The organism is Terrabacter sp. RAF57, from assembly GCF_052113925.1.
In the GTDB taxonomy this organism is placed as follows: Bacteria; Actinomycetota; Actinomycetes; order Actinomycetales; family Dermatophilaceae; genus Terrabacter.
The window spans coordinates 175454-192962 of the sequence record NZ_JBFRDT010000011.1 but is presented as its reverse complement, the minus strand read 5'-3'; the positions used below and the strand labels follow the sequence as shown (position 1 = coordinate 192962).

Genomic DNA, 17509 nt, shown 5'->3' with positions numbered 1-17509 from the left:
CCGCGCCCGCCACGCCGGATGGGGTCGGCCGACGTCCTCTGGCTCAACATGGACCGCCCGACCAACCTCATGGTCATCGTCTCGGTCGTCCTCCTCGAGTCGGTGCCCGACTGGGACCGCGTGCTCGACGTGGTCCGAGAGCGGATCATCGAGCCGTACCCCGTCTTCAGCCAGCTCGCGAGGCGACCCCGGGGGCTGTCCGGGCACCGCTGGGAGGACGACCCGGACTTCGACCTGGCCCGGCACGTGACCCGGGTGACCCTCTCCGGCGGGGGGACCGCGGCCGAGGCGGACGCCGAGCTGCAGGCCTACGTCGAGGAACACCTGCCGCGGCCCTTCGACCGCACGCGCCCGCTCTGGGAGGTCCACCTCGTCGACGGCCACGGAGCCGGCGCCGCCCTCGTCTTCCGCATCCACCACGCGCTCGCCGACGGCATCGCCCTGACTCGGGTGCTGCTCGGCCTCACGGAGGACGCCGACGGACGGCCCGGCGACCTCGTCGGCCCCCCGGCGACGACCGACCTCGCGACCCTGCCGCTCGCTGCCCCGACCGGCGGCACCGGCGGGGGCGTCGTCGCGTCCGGGCTCCGGCTCGCCCGGGCGACCACGCGCTCGGGTTGGGATCGCCTGCGCTCCAAGGGTGCCCGCGCTGCCGTGACGGATGCCGCCGGGCTCACCCTCCGTACCGGACAGGTCGTCTCCGACCTGCTCCTGACGACGAACCCCAGGAGTGCCGTCGGCGGCGTCCCCGGGCACCGCAAGCGCCTCGTGTGGACCGAGCCGCTGCCCCTTCCCGGGCTCAAGCAGGCCGGGCGGCTCGTCGGCGCGACGCTCAACGACGTGCTGCTGAGCGCCGTCGCCGGCGCCCTGCACACCTACCAGGACGAGCGTGGCCGCGAGCCGGTCGACCTCGTGACGATGGTGCCGGTCAACGTCCGACCGCTCGACGAGCCGCTCCCGCGCGAGCTCGGCAACCGCTTCGCGCTCGTCTTCCTGCGCTTCCCGAGTCGCGACGCGACGCCCCTCGGGCGCCTCGCCCTGTCGAAGGCGCGGATGGACTGGCTCAAGGCGTCGCCCGAGGCAGCGCTCACCTTCGCGCTCATCTCCGTCATCGGCCGCGTCCCCGCAGAGCTGGAGCGCCGGGTCGTCGACTTCTTCGCGGACAAGGCGATCGGCGTGACGACGAACGTCGCCGGCCCGCGGGAGGTCCGCTACCTCGGCGGCGTCCCCGTGACGGGCGTGCTCGGCTGGGTGCCCGGGTCGGGGCGGCACACGCTCGGCTTCTGCATCGTCACGTATGCCGACGCCGTCCGCATCGGGATCATGGCCGACGAGTCCGTCGTCCCCGACCCCGAGTCGCTCCTCGCGGCACTCGAGGACGAGCTGGCCCTGCTCGTGCGCATCGGCGAGGCCGGGTCAGCGGGAACCACCGGCCCGAGGAGGAGGCGGCCGCAGTCGTAGGGTGGCGAGCATGAACCGAGCGACCAGCGTCTTCGTCTCCGAGCCCGGCGACCGCAGCGTCCTGCAGGTCCGCGACCACGAGATCCCCGACCCCATCGACGGCGAGGTCCAGATCGACGTGGCCGCCGCGGGTGTCAACTTCATCGACGTCTACAAGCGCCAGGGCGTCTACCCCGTGCCGACCCCCTTCGTCCTCGGCGAGGAGGGCGCCGGCACCGTGACCGCGGTCGGCGCGGGCGTGACCGGCCTCGCCGTCGGTGACCGGGTGGCCTGGTGCCAGTCGTCCGGGAGCGAGTCCACGCTCGTCAACAAGCCCGCCCACCTCCTCGTCCCCGTCCCCGACGGCGTCGACCTGGAGGTCGCGGCCGCCACCATGCTCCAGGGACTCACGGCCCACTACCTCGTCACGAGCACGTATGCCGTCGGGCCCGGCACCGTCGCCCTCGTGCACGCCGCGGCCGGTGGGGTCGGGCAGCTCCTCGTGCAGATGGTGACGGCCCGCGGCGGCACCGTGGTCGCGACAGCAGGATCCGACGAGAAGCTCGAGATCGCCGAGGCGCTCGGCGCCCAGCACCTCATCAACTACTCGACCGTCGACGACCTGGCGGCCGCGGTGCGCACGGCTGCCGGACGCGGGGTCGACGTGGCCTACGACGGTGTCGGGAAGTCGACGTTCGACGCGTCGCTCGCCTCGCTGCGCCCGCGCGGGACGATGGTCCTCTTCGGTGGGGCGAGCGGGCAGGTGCCCCCCTTCGACATCCAGCGCCTCAACAGCGGCGGGTCCCTCTTCCTGACGCGTCCGACGCTGGCGCACTACGTCGCCGAGCGCGAGGAGTACGAGTGGCGGGCCGGCGAGGTGCTCGGCGCTGTGGCCGACGGCTCGCTGAAGATCGACATCGGCGGGCGCTTCCCGATGACCGAGGCGGCTGCGGCCTACGAGGCCCTCGAGGGTCGACGCACGACGGGCAAGCTCATCCTGGTGCCCACCGCATGAGCCGCACGCTCTTCCGGCACGACCGCATCTGGACCGGTGACGCCGGTGTGCCCTGGACGACGGCGCTGCTCGTCGAGGACGGCCGTGTCGTCGCGGTCGGCGGCGACGCCGTCGAGGCGGCGGGTGCGGGCACCGAGACGGTCGACCTCCCGGGGGCACTCGTCATGCCCGGCCTGCACGACGCCCACATCCACACCGAGTGGCTCGCGCGCGACCTGTCGTCCGTCGACCTGCGCGAGGCCCGGTCGATCGAGGAGACGCTCGAGCTCGTGCGGGCGCACGCCGAGACGCTGCCCGAGGGCGAGGTGCTGCACAGCGGCCGCTGGAACCACAACCGCTGGGCCGTCCCCGAGCAGCCCGACCGGCACGCGCTCGACACGGTCTCGGGCGACCGCGTGGCCGCGCTGTCGAGCGTCGACGGCCACACGATCTGGGCCAACTCCCTTGCGCTGCAACGGGCCGGCATCACGCGCGACACCCCCGACCCGGTCGGCGGCGAGATCGTGCGCGACGCGTCGGGCGAGCCCACCGGGATCCTGCGCGAGTCCGCGCAGGAGCTGCTCGCCGTCATCCCGCACGAGGAGTCGCCGCTGCGTCCCTGGCTCGAGCGGTGCCAGGACTGGCTCCTCTCCGTCGGCCTCACGAGCATCACCGACATCGACGGCGAGGACGCCCGCACCGCCTACGCCGAGCTGCACGCGGACGGCGCCCTGCGGCTGCGGGTCACGAAGTGCACGCGCGACCCCGACCTCGAGCTCGCGATCGCCGAGGGGCGACGCTCGGGCCAGGGTGACGACGTCTTCCGCGTCGGGCCGGTCAAGTTCTTCAGCGACGGCGCACTCGGATCGCACACGGCCCACATGACCGAACCGTTCATCGGCCACGAGGGCTGCGGCATCGCCGCGATGCCCTACGAGCTGCTGCTGGAGCGCACGTTGACCGCCGCCCGGGCCGGCCTCGACGTCGTCACGCACGCCATCGGCGACGAGGCCAACCGCCTCGTCCTCAGCACCTTCGAGGCCGTGCGGGCCGAAGGGCTGGAGCGGCTCCTGCGCATCGAGCACGCCCAGCACGTGCTGCCCGTCGACATCCCGCGCTTCCGCGCGCTCGACGTCGTGGCCTCGATGCAGCCCAGCCACTGCACGGCCGACCTCGAGCTCGCGGACGAGATCATCGGCCCGCGTCGGCTCGCGTCGTACGCGTGGCGCAGCTTCCTCGACGCCGGGGTGCGCGTGGCGTTCGGATCGGACGCGCCGGTCGAGGACCCGAACCCGTTCTACGGTCTGCACGCCGCCGTCACCAGGCAACGGGCCGACGGACAGCCGCTCGGCGGCTGGCGCCCCGAGGAGCGGATCACCCTGACCGAGGCCGTGCACGCCTTCACGGTCGCCGCTCACGAGTCGGTCGGCCGCAGCGACGTTGGCCGCCTCATGCCGGGCCAGCTCGCCGACCTCGTCGCCGTCGACCGCGACCTGTGGGCGCTCGAGGAGTCCTCGCCCGCCGACATCCGTGACACGGTGGTGCTGCAGACCCGGCTCGGGGGCGAGCTGGTCCACGAGCGTCGCTGACACCCCGCGGCAGGCGGCTGACCGCGGTTCGAGGCACCGCCTCAGCGGGCGGTCCCTGTCGCGGGAGTCGCCCTGCGTCCATCCTTGGAGGAGGAGGACGAGGAGGAGGAGGACGCATGCGCGAGACCGACGCCGACTTCGCCGCCTGGGCACGAGCACGGCAGCTGCGACTGCTCCGCGCCACCTTCCTCGTCAGCGGCGACCCGAAGCGGGCCGAGCGCCTCGTCCTCTCGGCCCTCACGAGCCTGGCCCTGCACTGGCACCACGTCCGTCAGGGCGACCCCGACGCGTACGTCCGGACGCGTGTGCAGCACTCAGCCGTGGCCGCGGCCGAGGGCGACCTGCACGCCGACCGCATCCCGAGCGAGCTGCCGCAGCACCTGCGTGACCTGACGCCGCGCGAACGGGCCGTTCTCGTGCTGCGCTGGTACGAGGGCCGGTCGGTGGACGACACCGCGGAGGTCGTCGGACGCTCGCCGGAGAGGGTGCGCCGGGCCGAGCGTCGGGCGCGAGCGGCTCTCGCGCCGGGGGCACAGCGTCCGCTGACGGACGACGGGGTCACCGCGGCCCTGGAGGCCGCGGTCGCCGGCGTCCGCGAGGTCGACCTGGCAGAGCGCGCCTGGCACGACGCGCTGCTGCACCGGGCGACGACGCGGCGCCGTGCCGCCACGGCCGTCGCCGCGGCCGCGCTCGTCATCGGGGGCGCCACCCTGGCCGGCCGCGACCCCGTCATCACCGCTGCCTCGGCACCGTCGCCCGTCAGTCTCACGCGGGTGCCACTGCTCCAGCAGGCCGTGTGGCACACCACCTCCGGCGGTCTGAGATACGTCGTCGCCCCGACGGCCGGCGCTGAGGCCGACCAGCCGGTCCTCGACGTGGGGATGCCCGCCGTCATCGACCCCGGGCGGCCGCATCACCTGGCCAGCGGACCGCGACCCACCGGCCTGGGCGCCTTCGGCGACGCCGTCTACCTCGAGCGGCGCGCACCCGGGCGCTGGGTGCCCGTGCTCCTCTACGGCGACGGAGAGCTGCTCACCCTCGACACCGTCGTGCTGACGGACGTCCGCACTGCCTCAGGGCAGATCCACCCGCCGCTCGGCATCTGGGCCTTCTCGGGCGACAAGACGGCGCTCGCCTTCGCCCAGCCCGGCAAGGTCGTCGTCTTCGACGTGGGCACCCGCCAGGTGCACACCGTGGCCGTCCCGTCCCGCACGCTCGAGTGGGCGGCCTGGCGGGGCAACCACCTGCTGGCCGGGTCGGCCGTGGGGCTGTGGTCGCCCGGCGTCGCGCCGAGCCGGCCCGGGCCAGAGCCGCCGCGACGGCCGGGCGCGCGTGAGTTCCGGGTCGAGGGCGGCCGCACCGTCCTCGACGAGCACGCCCCCGACGTGGGCACGCGCCCGCAAACCGTCGGCTGGCCGAGGATCACACCGGCGGGCGAGACCGTCTCCGACGCAAGGCAGTTCGCATCCGCGTTCAGACTCGCCGCAGGCGGTCCGAGCGACGTGGAGGCCGTGAGGCCTCGACAGGTCATCGTCGCGACGAACAGCCTCGGCCGCGACCGCATGCTCGTCTTCGGCGAGGAGCAGCCGCGAGCGGCGGACTGCTGCTCCGTGTTGGGCTGGACCGTGCGCGGCGACCTCGTCTACGTGTCGGACGCTCCCAGCGGGACGTGGATCATGGCGTGGAACGTCGAGACCGGCGTCGTGCGCCGGGTGTCGCACTTCCTCACCTCGCACGAGGTGCCACCGGTCATCGCCCTCGGCGCACGTTTCACCGTTGGCTAGGAGGCCGCGAGCCCGTGCGGGCGCTCAGGCGCCACCGGGCACGACGGCCAGCAGCAGGGTGGCGAACCACGTCAAGCCACCGACGGCGAGCAGGAACCAACCGATCACGGCCATGTTGCCTGCGCCCTCGGCCCGGGACGCGCGGGCGCGTCGGCGCCCGACGACCACCAGCACGAGGCCCACCGTCAGCCAGACCAAGCCGATGAGCAGACCAGCGAGAACGCCTGCGCTCCAACGCATCTCAGCAACCCTCCGGGTGCGGAGCCCTGGTCACCAGAGGGCGGCGACGAGCACGTTGACGACCGCAGCGCCGCCCGCGATGTCGAGCAGTTTGCCGGTGTCCTGGCCCTTGCGGCCGCGGGCGGCGCCGATCTCGGCGGCGACGAGCACGACGAGGGCGATGACGAGCTTGACGGCGATCTTCGTGTTGTTGACCGTGTGGTCGTCGTCCTTGATCGCCGAGGCGATGCCGACGAGCGCGAGGCCGGTGACGAGCTGTGCGCGGGCGCCCCAGACGATCGGGGCGATGACGGTGCGGCCGCTGCGGACGGCGATCCAGCCTCCGACGACCGCGGCCATGCCGAGCAGGTGGAGGGCGACGAGGAGGTTGTAGACGAGGTCCATGGCCGACATCCTACGGAGCGTCGTACGTCGCGCGAGCCGGCCCCTCCCCGGCTAGGACCCCGGCTCACCCGCCAGCTCGTGCAGGGCGGCCAGCAATCGCCACGAGGACGTCAGGCGGTAGTCGGCGATCCGGTCGTACGGCACCCATCGTGCGTCGGACGTCGTGCCCCCGATGTCGTGGATGACGATGTCCGTGGGCTCGGGACACGTTGCGGCGTAGACGATCCGGACCGCGTGGAAGTCCTCGAGCACACCCGACGGCGCATGCCCCACCCAGTGCTGCGACTGGACCGTGAGCAGCGCGCCGAGCTCGATGCGCTGCCCCGTCTCCTCCCACACCTCACGGTGGACCCCCTCGACGGGCGACTCCCCGTCGTCGAGGCCACCGCCGGGCAGCCCCCAGTCCCCCGACACGTGGGTCTGGGCGTTGAACTGCGTCAGCAGCAGGCCGCGTCCGCTCGTCACGACGGCGTACGCCGCGACCCGCTGGTAGGGCTCGCCCACCTCGTCGTCGCCGACCCCCGCGTCCCGGCGCACCGCCTCGGCCCGAGGGCGTATGCCGTCCAGCTCGCGCACGCGGTAGCCGACCTCGAGCGCCCCGTCGTCCGCCACCGTCGCGAAGACCGGGTCCTCGACGAGCCAGCCGGCCGCGCCGAGCACGACATCGGGGTGCTCGCCGTGGCCCAGTCGCGCCTCGGCCACACGCGTGCCATCGCCCCGGACCCCGACGACGCGAAGGCCGCCCGGCACGTTGGTCCTCATCGCCGCACCAGCCCGACGGCCCGCTCGTACTCCGACACGGCGAGCGCCGCGACGCGCGCCCACTCCTGCTCGGGCGGGTGCGTTACGTTCCACCGTCGCAGGCGGTCGACCTCGCCGACGTCCTTGGCCAGTCGGGCGATCGCACCAGACATCTCCGAGTCACTCGACACGACGAGGCCGTTCACCCCGTCGGTGACGAACTCGCCCACCCCGGAACCGGATCGCCCGATGACCGGCAGGCCCACCGTCCGCGCCTCGAGGGCTGCGATCCCGAACGACTCGAGACGGGCCGGCGACAGGTAGACGTCCGCGGCGGCATACCTCTCGCGCAGCTCGTCGCGCGACACGCGCCCCGGCAGCGACACCCAGTCGAGCCCACGGTCTCGCACGAGGGCCTCGACCTTGCGCCGGTCGGGCCCCTCCCCCAGCACCGTCAGCGACACCGAGCCCGGACCGGCCACCCGCTCGGCCTCCGCGACGAGCTCGACGAGCGCCGCGGGACGCTTGCGGGCTGCGAGGCGCATCGCGGTCACGAGACGCAGCGGGCCCGGCTCGCGCGTGACGGGACCGACGGCCCAGCGCGCCACGTCGATGCCGTTCGGCAGCACTCCCACCGTCGCCTCCGGTCCGACGAGCCGACGCAGCGGCTCGGCGGCCACGTCGGACACGGCCGACATCGCGACCCCGCGCGCGGCCCAGCGCCGCACGAAGCGGGCCGCGTCGAAGACCGGCGCCATCCCGGCGAGCATGCAGTGCCACGTCATCGCGGTCGGCAGTCCCAGGCCCACGGTGACCCGGGTGCAGTCCCACGCGAAGGGCGAGACGACGCCGGTCTGCACGTGGGCCACGTCGAAACCCCCGGCCACGAGCCGTCGGCGCAGCTCGGCCGGGGCGAACGGGTTGATCGGCAGCTCCCACGGCATCCGGGCCGCGAGCCGGTGCACCGGCACACCGTCGACGACCGTGACTGCGCCGTGCATCTCCCCGTCGGCGCCACGGGTCGCCGTGAAGACCTCGACCTCGTGCCCGGCCGCCTGCAGGTGCTGCGCGAGGTCGTGCGTCTGGACCTCGATCCCGCCCAGTCGGGGCAGGTAACAGTCGGACAGGAGCGCCACCTTCACGGAAGACACTGTGCCATGGGCCAAGATGGGTGACTGTGCCGCACACGCTCCTCGCCTTCCACGCGCACCCCGACGACGAGGCCCTGCTGACCTCGGGGACGATGGCGCGCGCCGCCGCGGAGGGCCACCGGGTCGTCGTCGTCGTCGCGACGGACGGCGAGCTCGGCCTGGCCTCCACCGACTTCACCGGCGAGGGGACGCTCGCCGCCACCCGGATGGACGAGCTGCGCGCGAGCGCCCAGGCCCTCGGCGTCGCCCGCGTCGAGCACCTCGGCTACGCCGACAGCGGCCTCGGCCCCGAGGTGGCACCGGACCCGCCGGGCGCGACGCGCTTCGTCCGCGCCGACGTCGAGGAGGCGGCCCAGCGCCTCGCCGCGATCCTCCGCGAGGAGCGCGTCGACGTCCTGCTCCACTACGAGCCCAACGGCGGCTACGGACACCCGGACCACCAGCAGGTCCACGTCGTCGGCACGCGCGCCGCCGAGCTCGCAGGCACCCGGAAGGTGCTCGAGGCGACGGTCCCGCGCGACACGATCTGCCGCGCCATCGACCTCGCGGCGAAGGTCTACCGCTTCCCGCCGGAGTTCGACCGGTCGAGCTTCGACCGCGCCTTCTCGGCGCGCAGCGAGATCACCCACCGGATCAGCGTCCGCCGGCACATCGCGGCCAAGCGTGCCTCGATGCGCGCCCACGCCTCGCAGGCCAGTGCCGACGGCGGCGCCGACCGCACCCTGGCCGCCTTCCTGCGGATCCCCCGCCCTCTCTACGACCTCGTCTTCGGCCGCGAGTGGTTCGTCGACCGCTCCGCGCGCCCCGGCGATCCGATCCGCCGTGACGTCTTCGACGGGCTCGCCTGACCCGGTTCGTGGCCTCTCGACGCGGCCGCACCCGCAGAACATGGCCCCTCGACGCGGGCGCACCCGCAGAACGTGGCCTCTCGACGGTGTGATGCCTGTCCCGAACGCGGTCTGCGCGGTCGCGGGCGGCGGATCATGGAGGTGTGACCTGGTGGCGCGGCCGCTCCCCGGCGGTCTTCTTCGTCGCGTCGGCCGCCTTGCTGGCCGGCGGCGCGCTCGCCGCCCTGTCGGGGAGGGAGGAGCTGTCCGGCGCCCTCTGGGTGGCGGCCACCGTGCTCGGACTCGCGCTCTCGGTCCTCTGGACGGTGCGGTCCGTCGCCGAGCGCCGCGCCACGGTCGACGTCATCGCCGTCCTGGCCCTGGCGGGTGCGCTCTGGGTCGGTGAGGAGTTCGCGGGCGCCATGGTCACCCTGATGCTCGCGAGCGGTCGCCTGCTCGAGGCCCGGGCCGCCGCACGGGCCGACCGGGAGCTGCGCCTGCTCGTCGAGCGCACGCCGCGGACGGCCCGGCGGCGCACGGATGCCCGCGTGGACCGCATACCGGTTGAGGAGGTGTCCCCGGGTGACGTGCTCGTCGTCGGGACGGGCGAGGTCGTGCCGGTCGACGGCCGGCTGCTCGCGGCCGGCACGTTCGACGAGTCGGCGCTGACGGGCGAGCCGATGCCCGTCGAGCGCCCGAACGGGGACGACGTGCGCAGCGGGGTCGTCAACGCCGGCCCTCCGGTCGACGTCGTGGCCACCTCGTCGGCCTCCGAGTCGACCTACGCGAACGTCGTGCGACTCGTCGAGCAGGCGCAGGCGACCTCGGCCCCCTTCGTCCGGACGGCCGACCGTTTCGCGGTGCTCTTCGTCCCGTTGACGCTCGCGCTGGCCGGTGCCGCCTGGGCCCTGGCCGGGTCCCCGCTGCGGGCCGTCGCGGTGCTCGTCGTGGCAACCCCGTGCCCGTTGCTGCTCGCCGCTCCGGTGGCGATCATGTCGGGCCTGTCCCGGGCCTCGCGGATCGGCGTCGTCGTCAAGGGCGGCGCCGCCCTGGAGGCTCTCGCGGCCGGTGAGGTCGTGCTCTTCGACAAGACCGGCACCCTCACCCACGGTCGGCCCGAGCTCACGGCCGTCGTCGTCGCCCCGGGCGCCCCGCCCGCCGCGGAGGTGCTGCGCCTCGCGGCCTCGCTCGACCAGGTCTCGCCCCACCCGCTCGCGAGCGCCCTCGTCGGTGCTGCTCGGACCCGCGGCCTCGACCTCGTGCTCCCGACGGCCGTCCACGAGGTGCACGGCTACGGCCTCGAGGGTCGGGTCGGCACGACGGTGGTCCGTCTCGGCAAGGCCCGGTGGATCGTCGGTGACGATCCGGCGTGGCTGCGCCAGGTGCGCCGCCGGGCCGCGCTCGACGGGTGCCTCACGGTCTTCGTCGCCGTCGACGGCGCCCCGGCCGGCGCGTTCCTGCTCGAGGACCCGGTGCGGGCGGATGCGCCCCGGATGGTCTCGGCCCTGCGCGAGGTCGGGATCCGGCGGACCGTCCTGCTCTCCGGCGACCGTGCCGACATCGCCGAGACGGTCGGCCGGATCGTCGGCGTCGACGCCGTTCTCGCCGACCGCGACCCCGCCGACAAGCTCGCGGCCATCCGCGACGAGTCGGCCACCGCGCGCACCATCATGGTCGGGGACGGCGTCAACGACGCGCCCGCCCTCGCGGCCGCCGGGGTCGGGGTCGCCCTCGCCGCCCGTGGCGCGACGGCGTCGTCGGAGGCTGCTGACGTCGTGCTGACGGTCGACCGGGTCGACGCCGTCGCCGACGCCATCCTCATCGCGCGCCGGTCCCGCCGGGTCGCGTTGGAGGCCGTCGTGGTCGGGATGGGTCTCTCGCTCGTGGCCATGGTCGCCGCAGCGGCCGGCCTGCTGCCGCCGGCGGCGGGTGCGGTGCTCCAGGAGGGCATCGACGTCCTCGCGATCGGCATCGCCCTGCGTGCCCTGCTCCCGACCCCGCTGCACAGCGTCCCCATGTCCGCCGAGGACGTCGCCACGGCGCGTCGCCTGCGCGAGGGCCACGACGTCGCCATCGCCGCTGTCGAGCAGGTCCGGGCCGTCGCCGACGGCCTGCACACCCACGCCTGCGACCTCGCTCCCGTGCGCGCGCTCCTCGACCGGCTCGAGGCCGAGCTGCTCCCCCACGAGCGGGACGACGAGGCAGAGCTCATGCCCCTCGTGGCCCGGGCTCTCGGCGGCTCGGCCACGACGACCATGCGGCGGACGCACGCGGAGATCGAGCACCAGGTGTCGCGGCTGCGCCGCCTGCTCGACGGGATCGAGCCCGGCTCCGTCACCCCCGAGGACGTCACCGAGCTGAGGCGGCTGCTCTACGGCCTCTACGCCGTCTGCCGCCTCCACAACAGCCAGGAGGAGGAGGGCGCCTTCGCGCTCGTCCCAGCAGGCCCTCTCGTCACCGCACCTGCCCGACGGGGCGGTCGGCACCGGGCACCCGGCTGACGGGGGTGGGCTCCCCCTGACCCTGCCGTCGGCGTATGCCGTGTGCCCGGGACGGGCCCGTCCGTGCAGTCCCGCCGCCCACGCCATACTGGTCGTGCCGCACTGCGCGGCAGCACCACCGGAGCGGAGGCTCGAATGACGGCGGGACTGGAGCACACGTGGGTCGCCCACTACGCCAAGGGTGTTCCGGCCGAGATCGAGCCACCTGACTCCTCACTCGTCGACCTGCTGACCGGAGCCGTGACCACCTACGGCGACCGTCCGGCGCTCGAGTTCTTCGGCGCCGAGCTGTCCTACTCCGAGCTCGGGCGCCAGGTCGACGTGGCGGCCGAGGGCCTGCGCCGGCTCGGCGTCCGTCCGGGCGACCGGGTGGCGCTCGTCCTGCCGAACTGCCCCGAGCACATCGTCGCGTTCTACGCCGTGCTCCGGCTCGGAGCCGTCGTCGTCGAGCACAACCCCCTCTACACCCCGACCGAGGTGGCCCACCAGTTCGGTGACCACGGTGCGACCGTCGCCATCGCGTGGGACCGGATGGCCACGACGATCACCGCACTCCCCGGTGTCGAGCACGTCGTCGCCGTCGACATCACCGCGTCGATGCCCTGGACGAAGCGCCTCGCCCTGCGGCTGCCGGTCGCCCGGGCCCGGGCGCTGCGCGCGCAGCTCACGGGACCGGCTCCGGGCACGACCCCGTGGTCCGACGTCGTGAGGCACGGCCCGCTCGCCCCGTCGACCCCAGGGCCGACCGTGGACGACCTCGCCGCGATCCAGTACACGAGCGGCACGACCGGCGTCCCCAAGGGCGCGATGCTCAGCCACGGCAATCTCATGGCCAACGCCGCGCAGGGACGTGCCTGGGTGCCCGGCCTCACGCCAGGTCAGGAGGTCGTCTATGCCGTGCTGCCGATGTTCCATGCCTACGGGCTCACCTTGTGCCTCACCTTTGCGATGAGCATGGGGGCTCGCCTCGTGCTCTTCCCTCGGTTCGACGTCGACCTCGTGCTCACCGCCGCGAAGAAGCACCCACCGACGTTCCTGCCTGCTGTGCCACCCATCTACGAGCGCCTCGCCACCGCCGCCCGAGAGTGCGGGATCGACCTGACGGCAACGCGGTTCGCGATCTCCGGCGCCATGGCGCTGCCCCGCGAGACGCTCGAGCTGTGGGAGGACGTGACGGGCGGGCTGCTCGTCGAGGGCTACGGCCTCACCGAGACCTCGCCCGTGGCGCTCGGCAACCCCATCGGCAGCGACCGCCGGCCCGGCGCGGTGGGCGTGCCCTTCCCGAGCACCGACATCCGCGTCGTCGACCCCGAGGACCCGACCCGGGACCGCGCGCCCGGAGAGCGCGGCGAGCTGCTCATCCGCGGGCCGCAGGTCTTCGGCGGCTACTGGGGCCGGCCGGAGGAGACCGCAGCGGCCCTGCTCGACGGCGGCTGGTTCCGCACCGGTGACATCGTCGTCGTCGACCCCGACGGCTTCGTCTCGGTCGTCGACCGCATCAAGGAGATCATCATCACCGGCGGCTTCAACGTCATGCCGTCGGAGGTCGAGGCCGTGCTCCGAACGGTCCCCGGCATCACCGATGCCGCGGTCGTCGGGCTGCCCAAGCACGACGGCAGCGAGGACGTCGTGGCGGCCGTGACGACCGAGCCGGGCGTCGAGCTCGTCGTCGAGGACGTGCGCGCCCGCTGCCGGGCGGACCTCGCCGCCTACAAGGTGCCGCGCCGCGTCGTCGTCGTCGACGATCTGCCCCGCTCGCAGATCGGCAAGGTCCTCCGCAAGCAGGTGCGCGACTCGCTCATCGAGAGCTGACGCTCGGCACCCAAGCCACCGGGCGGCATACGCCCGAAAGGTCTTCAGGGAGAAGGCGCCTCGAAGACGATGGCCATCGGCGTCTGCTCGGATCCCTGTCCCAGCGGGTTGTCGGCGAACATCAGCTCGTAGCGCTCCTTGGGTCCCGGCGCGTCCTTGCCGAGGACGTTGCGGCCGATGTCGTTGGCGTCCATGACGACCGTGCCACCGAACGTGTCGCGGTAGGCCTCGGGTACCCGCGCGCGGATGGCCGCCGAGAGGTGTGCGGCCACGTCGTCAGGGTCCTTGGGACCGAGCTTGGCCGACACGTTGGCCGGGTAGACGGAGTACTCGGTCGGACCGTCGATGGCACGGATGTCACCGCCGACGAGGTCGTAGAACAGGCCCCGCTTGCCGAGCACCTTGCCGACGGCACCGCCCGCGGAGGCGAAGAGCACCCGCGGCAGGCCAGCCTCCTCGATGGCGAGCTGCATGGTGAAGGGTGAGCCGAGGCCGATGCCGGCCGGGGTGCGCGTGACATAGCGGCTGAGCAACCGCGCCGGGCGGCCGACCTTGATGTCCCAGATGAAGTACGAGCGACCCTGGGTGATGGCGACGATCTTCTCGGAGATGAAGAAGTACCACCGCCCGCTGGTGGCGGACGCGTGCTCGGGGCCGACGTCGGGCAGGCCGGAGAAGAAGCGCTCGACGTAACCGAGCGTCTTGGCCTCGAGGTCGTCCTCGCGGGCGTAGAGCTCGGTGCGCAACGGGTAGCGGCGGACCGCGGTGCCGTCCTCCGTGACGAGGTCGAGCTGCTTGCGGGCGTTCGGCTCGTAGTCGGTCTTGACGTGCTCGGCCTGACCGGGGTCCTCCGGCTCGCGCTCGTCGAAGAACTCCTGGAGCCAGAGCTCGAGGTTGAGCATGCGCCAGACGGTCATCGAGTCGATCGAGTTCGTGCCCTTGATCCAGCCCTCGAAGGCGTGCAGCACCGCCGTCTGGTCGAAGTAGGGCCGGTTGGCGAAGGACTCGGAGAGGAACTCGCCGTAGATGTGGTTCTTGAGGCGCATGAACCACTCGCCCTGCGGCGTCGTCGCGCCGACCTTGTCGCGACGGTCGAGGACGGAGTCCGGCAGCAGTCCCCGCATCGCGTCGCGGAGCACACGCTTGCCGACGCCGTCCTTGACGAGGGCGTCGTCGGCGAGGCCGAAGACGAACCGCACGAGGTCGCGGTCGACGAACGGCATCCGCACGGCGACCCCGAAGGCTCGGGCGTTCTTGTCGGTGTAGCGCAGTCGGGCCGGCAGCGAACCGGTGAAGACGTCGTCGACGAGACGGGCCCGCAGGTCGGCCTTCTCGACGTCATAGCCCTCGGCAGCGTGGGCGCGCGCGAAGTCCGCGTCGAGCAACGAGGCCACCGGCACGTCCTTGCGGCCGTGCAGCCGGTCGCCGATGAGCGGCCGGCCCCGCCGGTAGAGCACGTCGAGCGAGCGCCCGAGCTCCGAGGCGGCGCCCACCGCGCTGAGGTGACGCAGCTCGCGCAGGTGGATCAGGTGGTGCGGACCGAAGCCGGCCAGGGTCTCGTCGCCGCCGTGTCCGTCGAGGACCACGCTGTCGGTCTCGGACGCCTCGCGCAGCACGCGGTACTGCGTGTAGGCACCGGTCGAGACGAGCGGCTCCTCCTGGGTGCGCACGAGGTCGCGGAGGTCCTGCTTGAACTCGGTCGGCGTCGGTTCGATGCGGTGCTCCTGCACCCGCCCGTCCAGCGCTGCCACGACGGCGTCGACGTGCTCGACCTCGTCGTTGCGCGAACCGGGGTAGATGGCGGACCACGTGTCCTGGACGGCATCGGCGGCCGAGCGACCGGACTCGTGCTCGACGACGTCGAGCAGCGCCGCGATGGCGGCCGAGTCGAGGCCACCGGACAGGGCCGTCCCGACCCGCCCCGACGACGTGGCGCGGCGCCGTACGGCCGCCGTCAGCAGGGTGCGGAACTCGGCGGCGACCGCCGGGGAGTATGCCCGGGGGGCCTTCCCCAGCGCGGCCAGCTCCTCGCGGAGCCGCGTGTAGGGACGACGCTCGAGCCCTCCCGGCACGTCGGCGCCCAGGGTGACGACCTCGCCCGCGCCGACGCGCTCGATCCCGGCGAAGAACGTGGACCGGCCGTCGTCGTGGACGCGGAAGCGCAGGTAGCGGTAGATGGTGCGGTCATCGGGACGACGCTCGTGCAGGCCGCTCTCGAGGATGCCGCGGATCTCGCTCGCGACGAGCCACCCGTCACCGGCCCGGGCGAGGTAGAGCGGACGCACGCCGAAGTGGTCTCGCGCCAGCGTCATCCGCCGGGTGTCACGGTCCCAGACCGCGAGCGCGAAGGCGCCGTCGAGCCGGTCGAGGCCGTCGGTGCCCCACTCGGTGAAGGCTGCGAGGACGACCTCCGCGTCGCTGCCCACGCCGAAGTCGTGACCGAGGGTCTCGAGGTCGGCGCGCAGCTCGGCGCGGTTGTAGAGCTCGCCGTCGAGGGCGAGGGTGAACCGTCCACCGCGGGCCACCGCGAGCCTCGCGACGCCCTGCCCGTCGTCGTCCTCGGTGGTCACGCCCGGGCGCGCCTCCCGCACCCCGACGCCGGCGTCACCGTCCCGCGCGGTCGCCGCATCGCCCGAGCCCGGATGCGTCGCGAGCAGTCGGTCGAGCAGTCGGTCGAGCTGGGCCTCGTCGGCGTGGACACCCAGGTGTCCGGCGATTCCGCACATGAGGTCAACCCTAGACGGGCGGGGACCGGCCCCGCCCACCCACCGCCGGCGGCGACGCGCGGCTTTCCGAGCAGTTCTCTTGTGAAGTGAACCGGATCACGTCGGGTGAGCGTCGTCCAGAAAGGGAGCACCCAAGGCACCTCAACCACAAGGAGCACGACATGCACGGACCGACCCGCACCGCCACCCTCGTCGCCGGCGCCGTCCTCGGCATCTCCGCGCTCGTGGCACCCGCCGCATCCGCGAGCGACGGCCACTCGAGCAGCTCAGGCCACACGATCCTGCACTCTGACCTGATGGGCAGCATGCCCGACGGTCCGACGATCGCGATGGTTCCCCCGGCCCCGTTCGCCTGGGTCGTCGACGAGGGCTTCGCCCGCGTTCGTGAGGACGGCCGAGTCCGCGTCCGTGTCGAGGGCCTCGTCATCCCTGGCGTCGGCACCGGCACGGTGACCTCGATCAGCGCCTCCGTGGTCTGCAACGACATGGTCGTCGGCACGACGGGGACCGCGACCCTGGACATGGAAGGTGACGCCCGACTGGACGGCATGGTCATGCTTCCGAAGTACTGCCACATGCCGAGGGTCCTGGTGAACCCCAACGGGAACACGGCCCGCTACATCGCCGCCACCGGCCTCTGATCTCCGGCACGAGCTTTCACCGATCCTCACGGCCGACGGCCGACCCGGTGCCACCGCGCACCGGGCCGGCCGTCGCTGACCGTCAGTCCTCGACGCTGAACGGCGTCGTCGGCACGGTGAGGCTGCCGCCGGCGCTGCTACGGATCGTCACCCACCCCGGGTCGCTGCGCTCGTAGGCGAAGACGGTGCCGCCGTAGCGCTGCCCGCGGCCGTTGCCGACGTCCCCGATGAGCGAGCCGTCCGGCCGGTAGGCGCGCAGGTGCGCGGCCGGGTCCGAGCTCCTCGCGCTGATGAGCAGCTGTCCACCCTGGCTCTTCGTCGCATTGGTCCAGCACTTGCCGACCTCGATCCGGTCGACGTGGCCGCCACGGGTCGAGGACGTGGCGTCCCGGGCCGGGGCCTGCGAGGCGGTGGCCGTGGCCGGTGCGGGCCCGGCGTCCACGGGACCTGCCACGCGACCTGCCACGCGACCTGTCACGGAGGACAGCCCCGCCGCGGAGCTCGCCGCGGGGGCGGCGCCGTGCGCGTCGGGCCCGGCCCCACACCCCGAGAGGACTCCGCCCGCGAGCAGGACCGCGACGCCTGCCCCGACGAGCCGAAGGGTCCGAGTGGGCATCGGTCGACGTGACATCGGGTCCTCCTCGTCGTGAACGGGGCCCGGTGGGCCGCCTCTCCGGGG

At 73.5% G+C, this 17509-nt stretch carries 14 protein-coding genes; 8 read left to right on the top strand and 6 right to left on the bottom strand.

Annotated features, from left to right (window positions below):
* The first annotated feature begins 18 nt into the window (after positions 1-18).
* The 4 genes from AB4Y83_RS14140 (at position 19) to AB4Y83_RS14125 (ending at position 5807) form a co-directional block, all read left to right on the top strand.
* Positions 19-1461, top strand: a complete 1443-nt coding sequence (locus tag AB4Y83_RS14140; RefSeq protein ID WP_442274019.1) for a wax ester/triacylglycerol synthase family O-acyltransferase — start codon at positions 19-21, stop codon at positions 1459-1461.
* Between the two features lie 10 nt (positions 1462-1471).
* Complete coding sequence (locus AB4Y83_RS14135; protein WP_442273909.1) at positions 1472-2455, top strand: quinone oxidoreductase family protein; 984 nt, start codon at positions 1472-1474, stop codon at positions 2453-2455.
* On the top strand, positions 2452-4023 hold the full coding sequence (locus AB4Y83_RS14130; RefSeq protein WP_442297265.1) for an amidohydrolase: 1572 nt from the start codon (positions 2452-2454) through the stop codon (positions 4021-4023). The genes AB4Y83_RS14135 and AB4Y83_RS14130 overlap by 4 nt, the downstream gene beginning before the upstream one ends.
* A gap of 116 nt (positions 4024-4139) precedes the next feature.
* Positions 4140-5807, top strand: coding sequence for a sigma factor-like helix-turn-helix DNA-binding protein (locus tag AB4Y83_RS14125; RefSeq protein ID WP_442297264.1), 1668 nt, complete (start codon positions 4140-4142; stop codon positions 5805-5807).
* A gap of 24 nt (positions 5808-5831) precedes the next feature.
* Here AB4Y83_RS14125 and AB4Y83_RS14120 read toward each other — a convergent pair whose 3' ends face one another.
* Genes AB4Y83_RS14120 through AB4Y83_RS14105 form a run of 4 tightly spaced genes read right to left on the bottom strand, consistent with a single transcriptional unit; the run spans position 5832 to position 8314 of the window.
* The gene (locus AB4Y83_RS14120; RefSeq protein ID WP_056778315.1) at positions 5832-6047 is read right to left on the bottom strand and encodes a hypothetical protein; all 216 of its coding nucleotides are present in this window, start codon (positions 6045-6047) and stop codon (positions 5832-5834) included.
* Between the two features lie 30 nt (positions 6048-6077).
* The gene (locus tag AB4Y83_RS14115) at positions 6078-6431 is read right to left on the bottom strand and encodes a hypothetical protein (RefSeq protein ID WP_442273906.1); all 354 of its coding nucleotides are present in this window, start codon (positions 6429-6431) and stop codon (positions 6078-6080) included.
* 51 nt (positions 6432-6482) lie between these two features.
* Positions 6483-7193, bottom strand: coding sequence for an NUDIX hydrolase (locus tag AB4Y83_RS14110; protein WP_442297263.1), 711 nt, complete (start codon positions 7191-7193; stop codon positions 6483-6485).
* On the bottom strand, positions 7190-8314 hold the full coding sequence (locus AB4Y83_RS14105; RefSeq protein ID WP_442297262.1) for a glycosyltransferase family 4 protein: 1125 nt from the start codon (positions 8312-8314) through the stop codon (positions 7190-7192). Before AB4Y83_RS14105 ends, AB4Y83_RS14110 begins: the two co-directional genes overlap by 4 nt.
* A 35-nt stretch (positions 8315-8349) precedes the next feature.
* On the opposite strand from AB4Y83_RS14105, the gene AB4Y83_RS14100 reads away from it, so the two are divergent.
* From AB4Y83_RS14100 to AB4Y83_RS14090, 3 genes are all read left to right on the top strand, one after another.
* Positions 8350-9171 (top strand): PIG-L deacetylase family protein, encoded by an 822-nt coding sequence (locus AB4Y83_RS14100; RefSeq protein WP_442297261.1) that lies wholly within the window; start codon positions 8350-8352, stop codon positions 9169-9171.
* Between the two features lie 143 nt (positions 9172-9314).
* Complete coding sequence (locus AB4Y83_RS14095) at positions 9315-11651, top strand: heavy metal translocating P-type ATPase (RefSeq protein ID WP_442297260.1); 2337 nt, start codon at positions 9315-9317, stop codon at positions 11649-11651.
* 135 nt (positions 11652-11786) lie between these two features.
* Entirely contained in the window at positions 11787-13463 is a 1677-nt protein-coding gene (locus AB4Y83_RS14090) for a long-chain-fatty-acid--CoA ligase (protein ID WP_442297259.1), read from the top strand.
* 44 nt (positions 13464-13507) lie between these two features.
* Here the strand turns inward: AB4Y83_RS14090 and AB4Y83_RS14085 are convergent, their stop codons facing one another.
* Complete coding sequence (locus AB4Y83_RS14085) at positions 13508-16189, bottom strand: asparagine synthase-related protein (protein ID WP_442297258.1); 2682 nt, start codon at positions 16187-16189, stop codon at positions 13508-13510.
* A 161-nt stretch (positions 16190-16350) separates the two neighbouring features.
* On the opposite strand from AB4Y83_RS14085, the gene AB4Y83_RS14080 reads away from it, so the two are divergent.
* Positions 16351-16830, top strand: coding sequence for a hypothetical protein (locus AB4Y83_RS14080; RefSeq protein ID WP_442273899.1), 480 nt, complete (start codon positions 16351-16353; stop codon positions 16828-16830).
* Positions 16831-16912: 82 nt separating this feature from the next.
* Here the strand turns inward: AB4Y83_RS14080 and AB4Y83_RS14075 are convergent, their stop codons facing one another.
* Positions 16913-17461, bottom strand: a complete 549-nt coding sequence (locus tag AB4Y83_RS14075) for a hypothetical protein (RefSeq protein ID WP_442273898.1) — start codon at positions 17459-17461, stop codon at positions 16913-16915.
* Positions 17462-17509 lie beyond the last annotated feature (48 nt).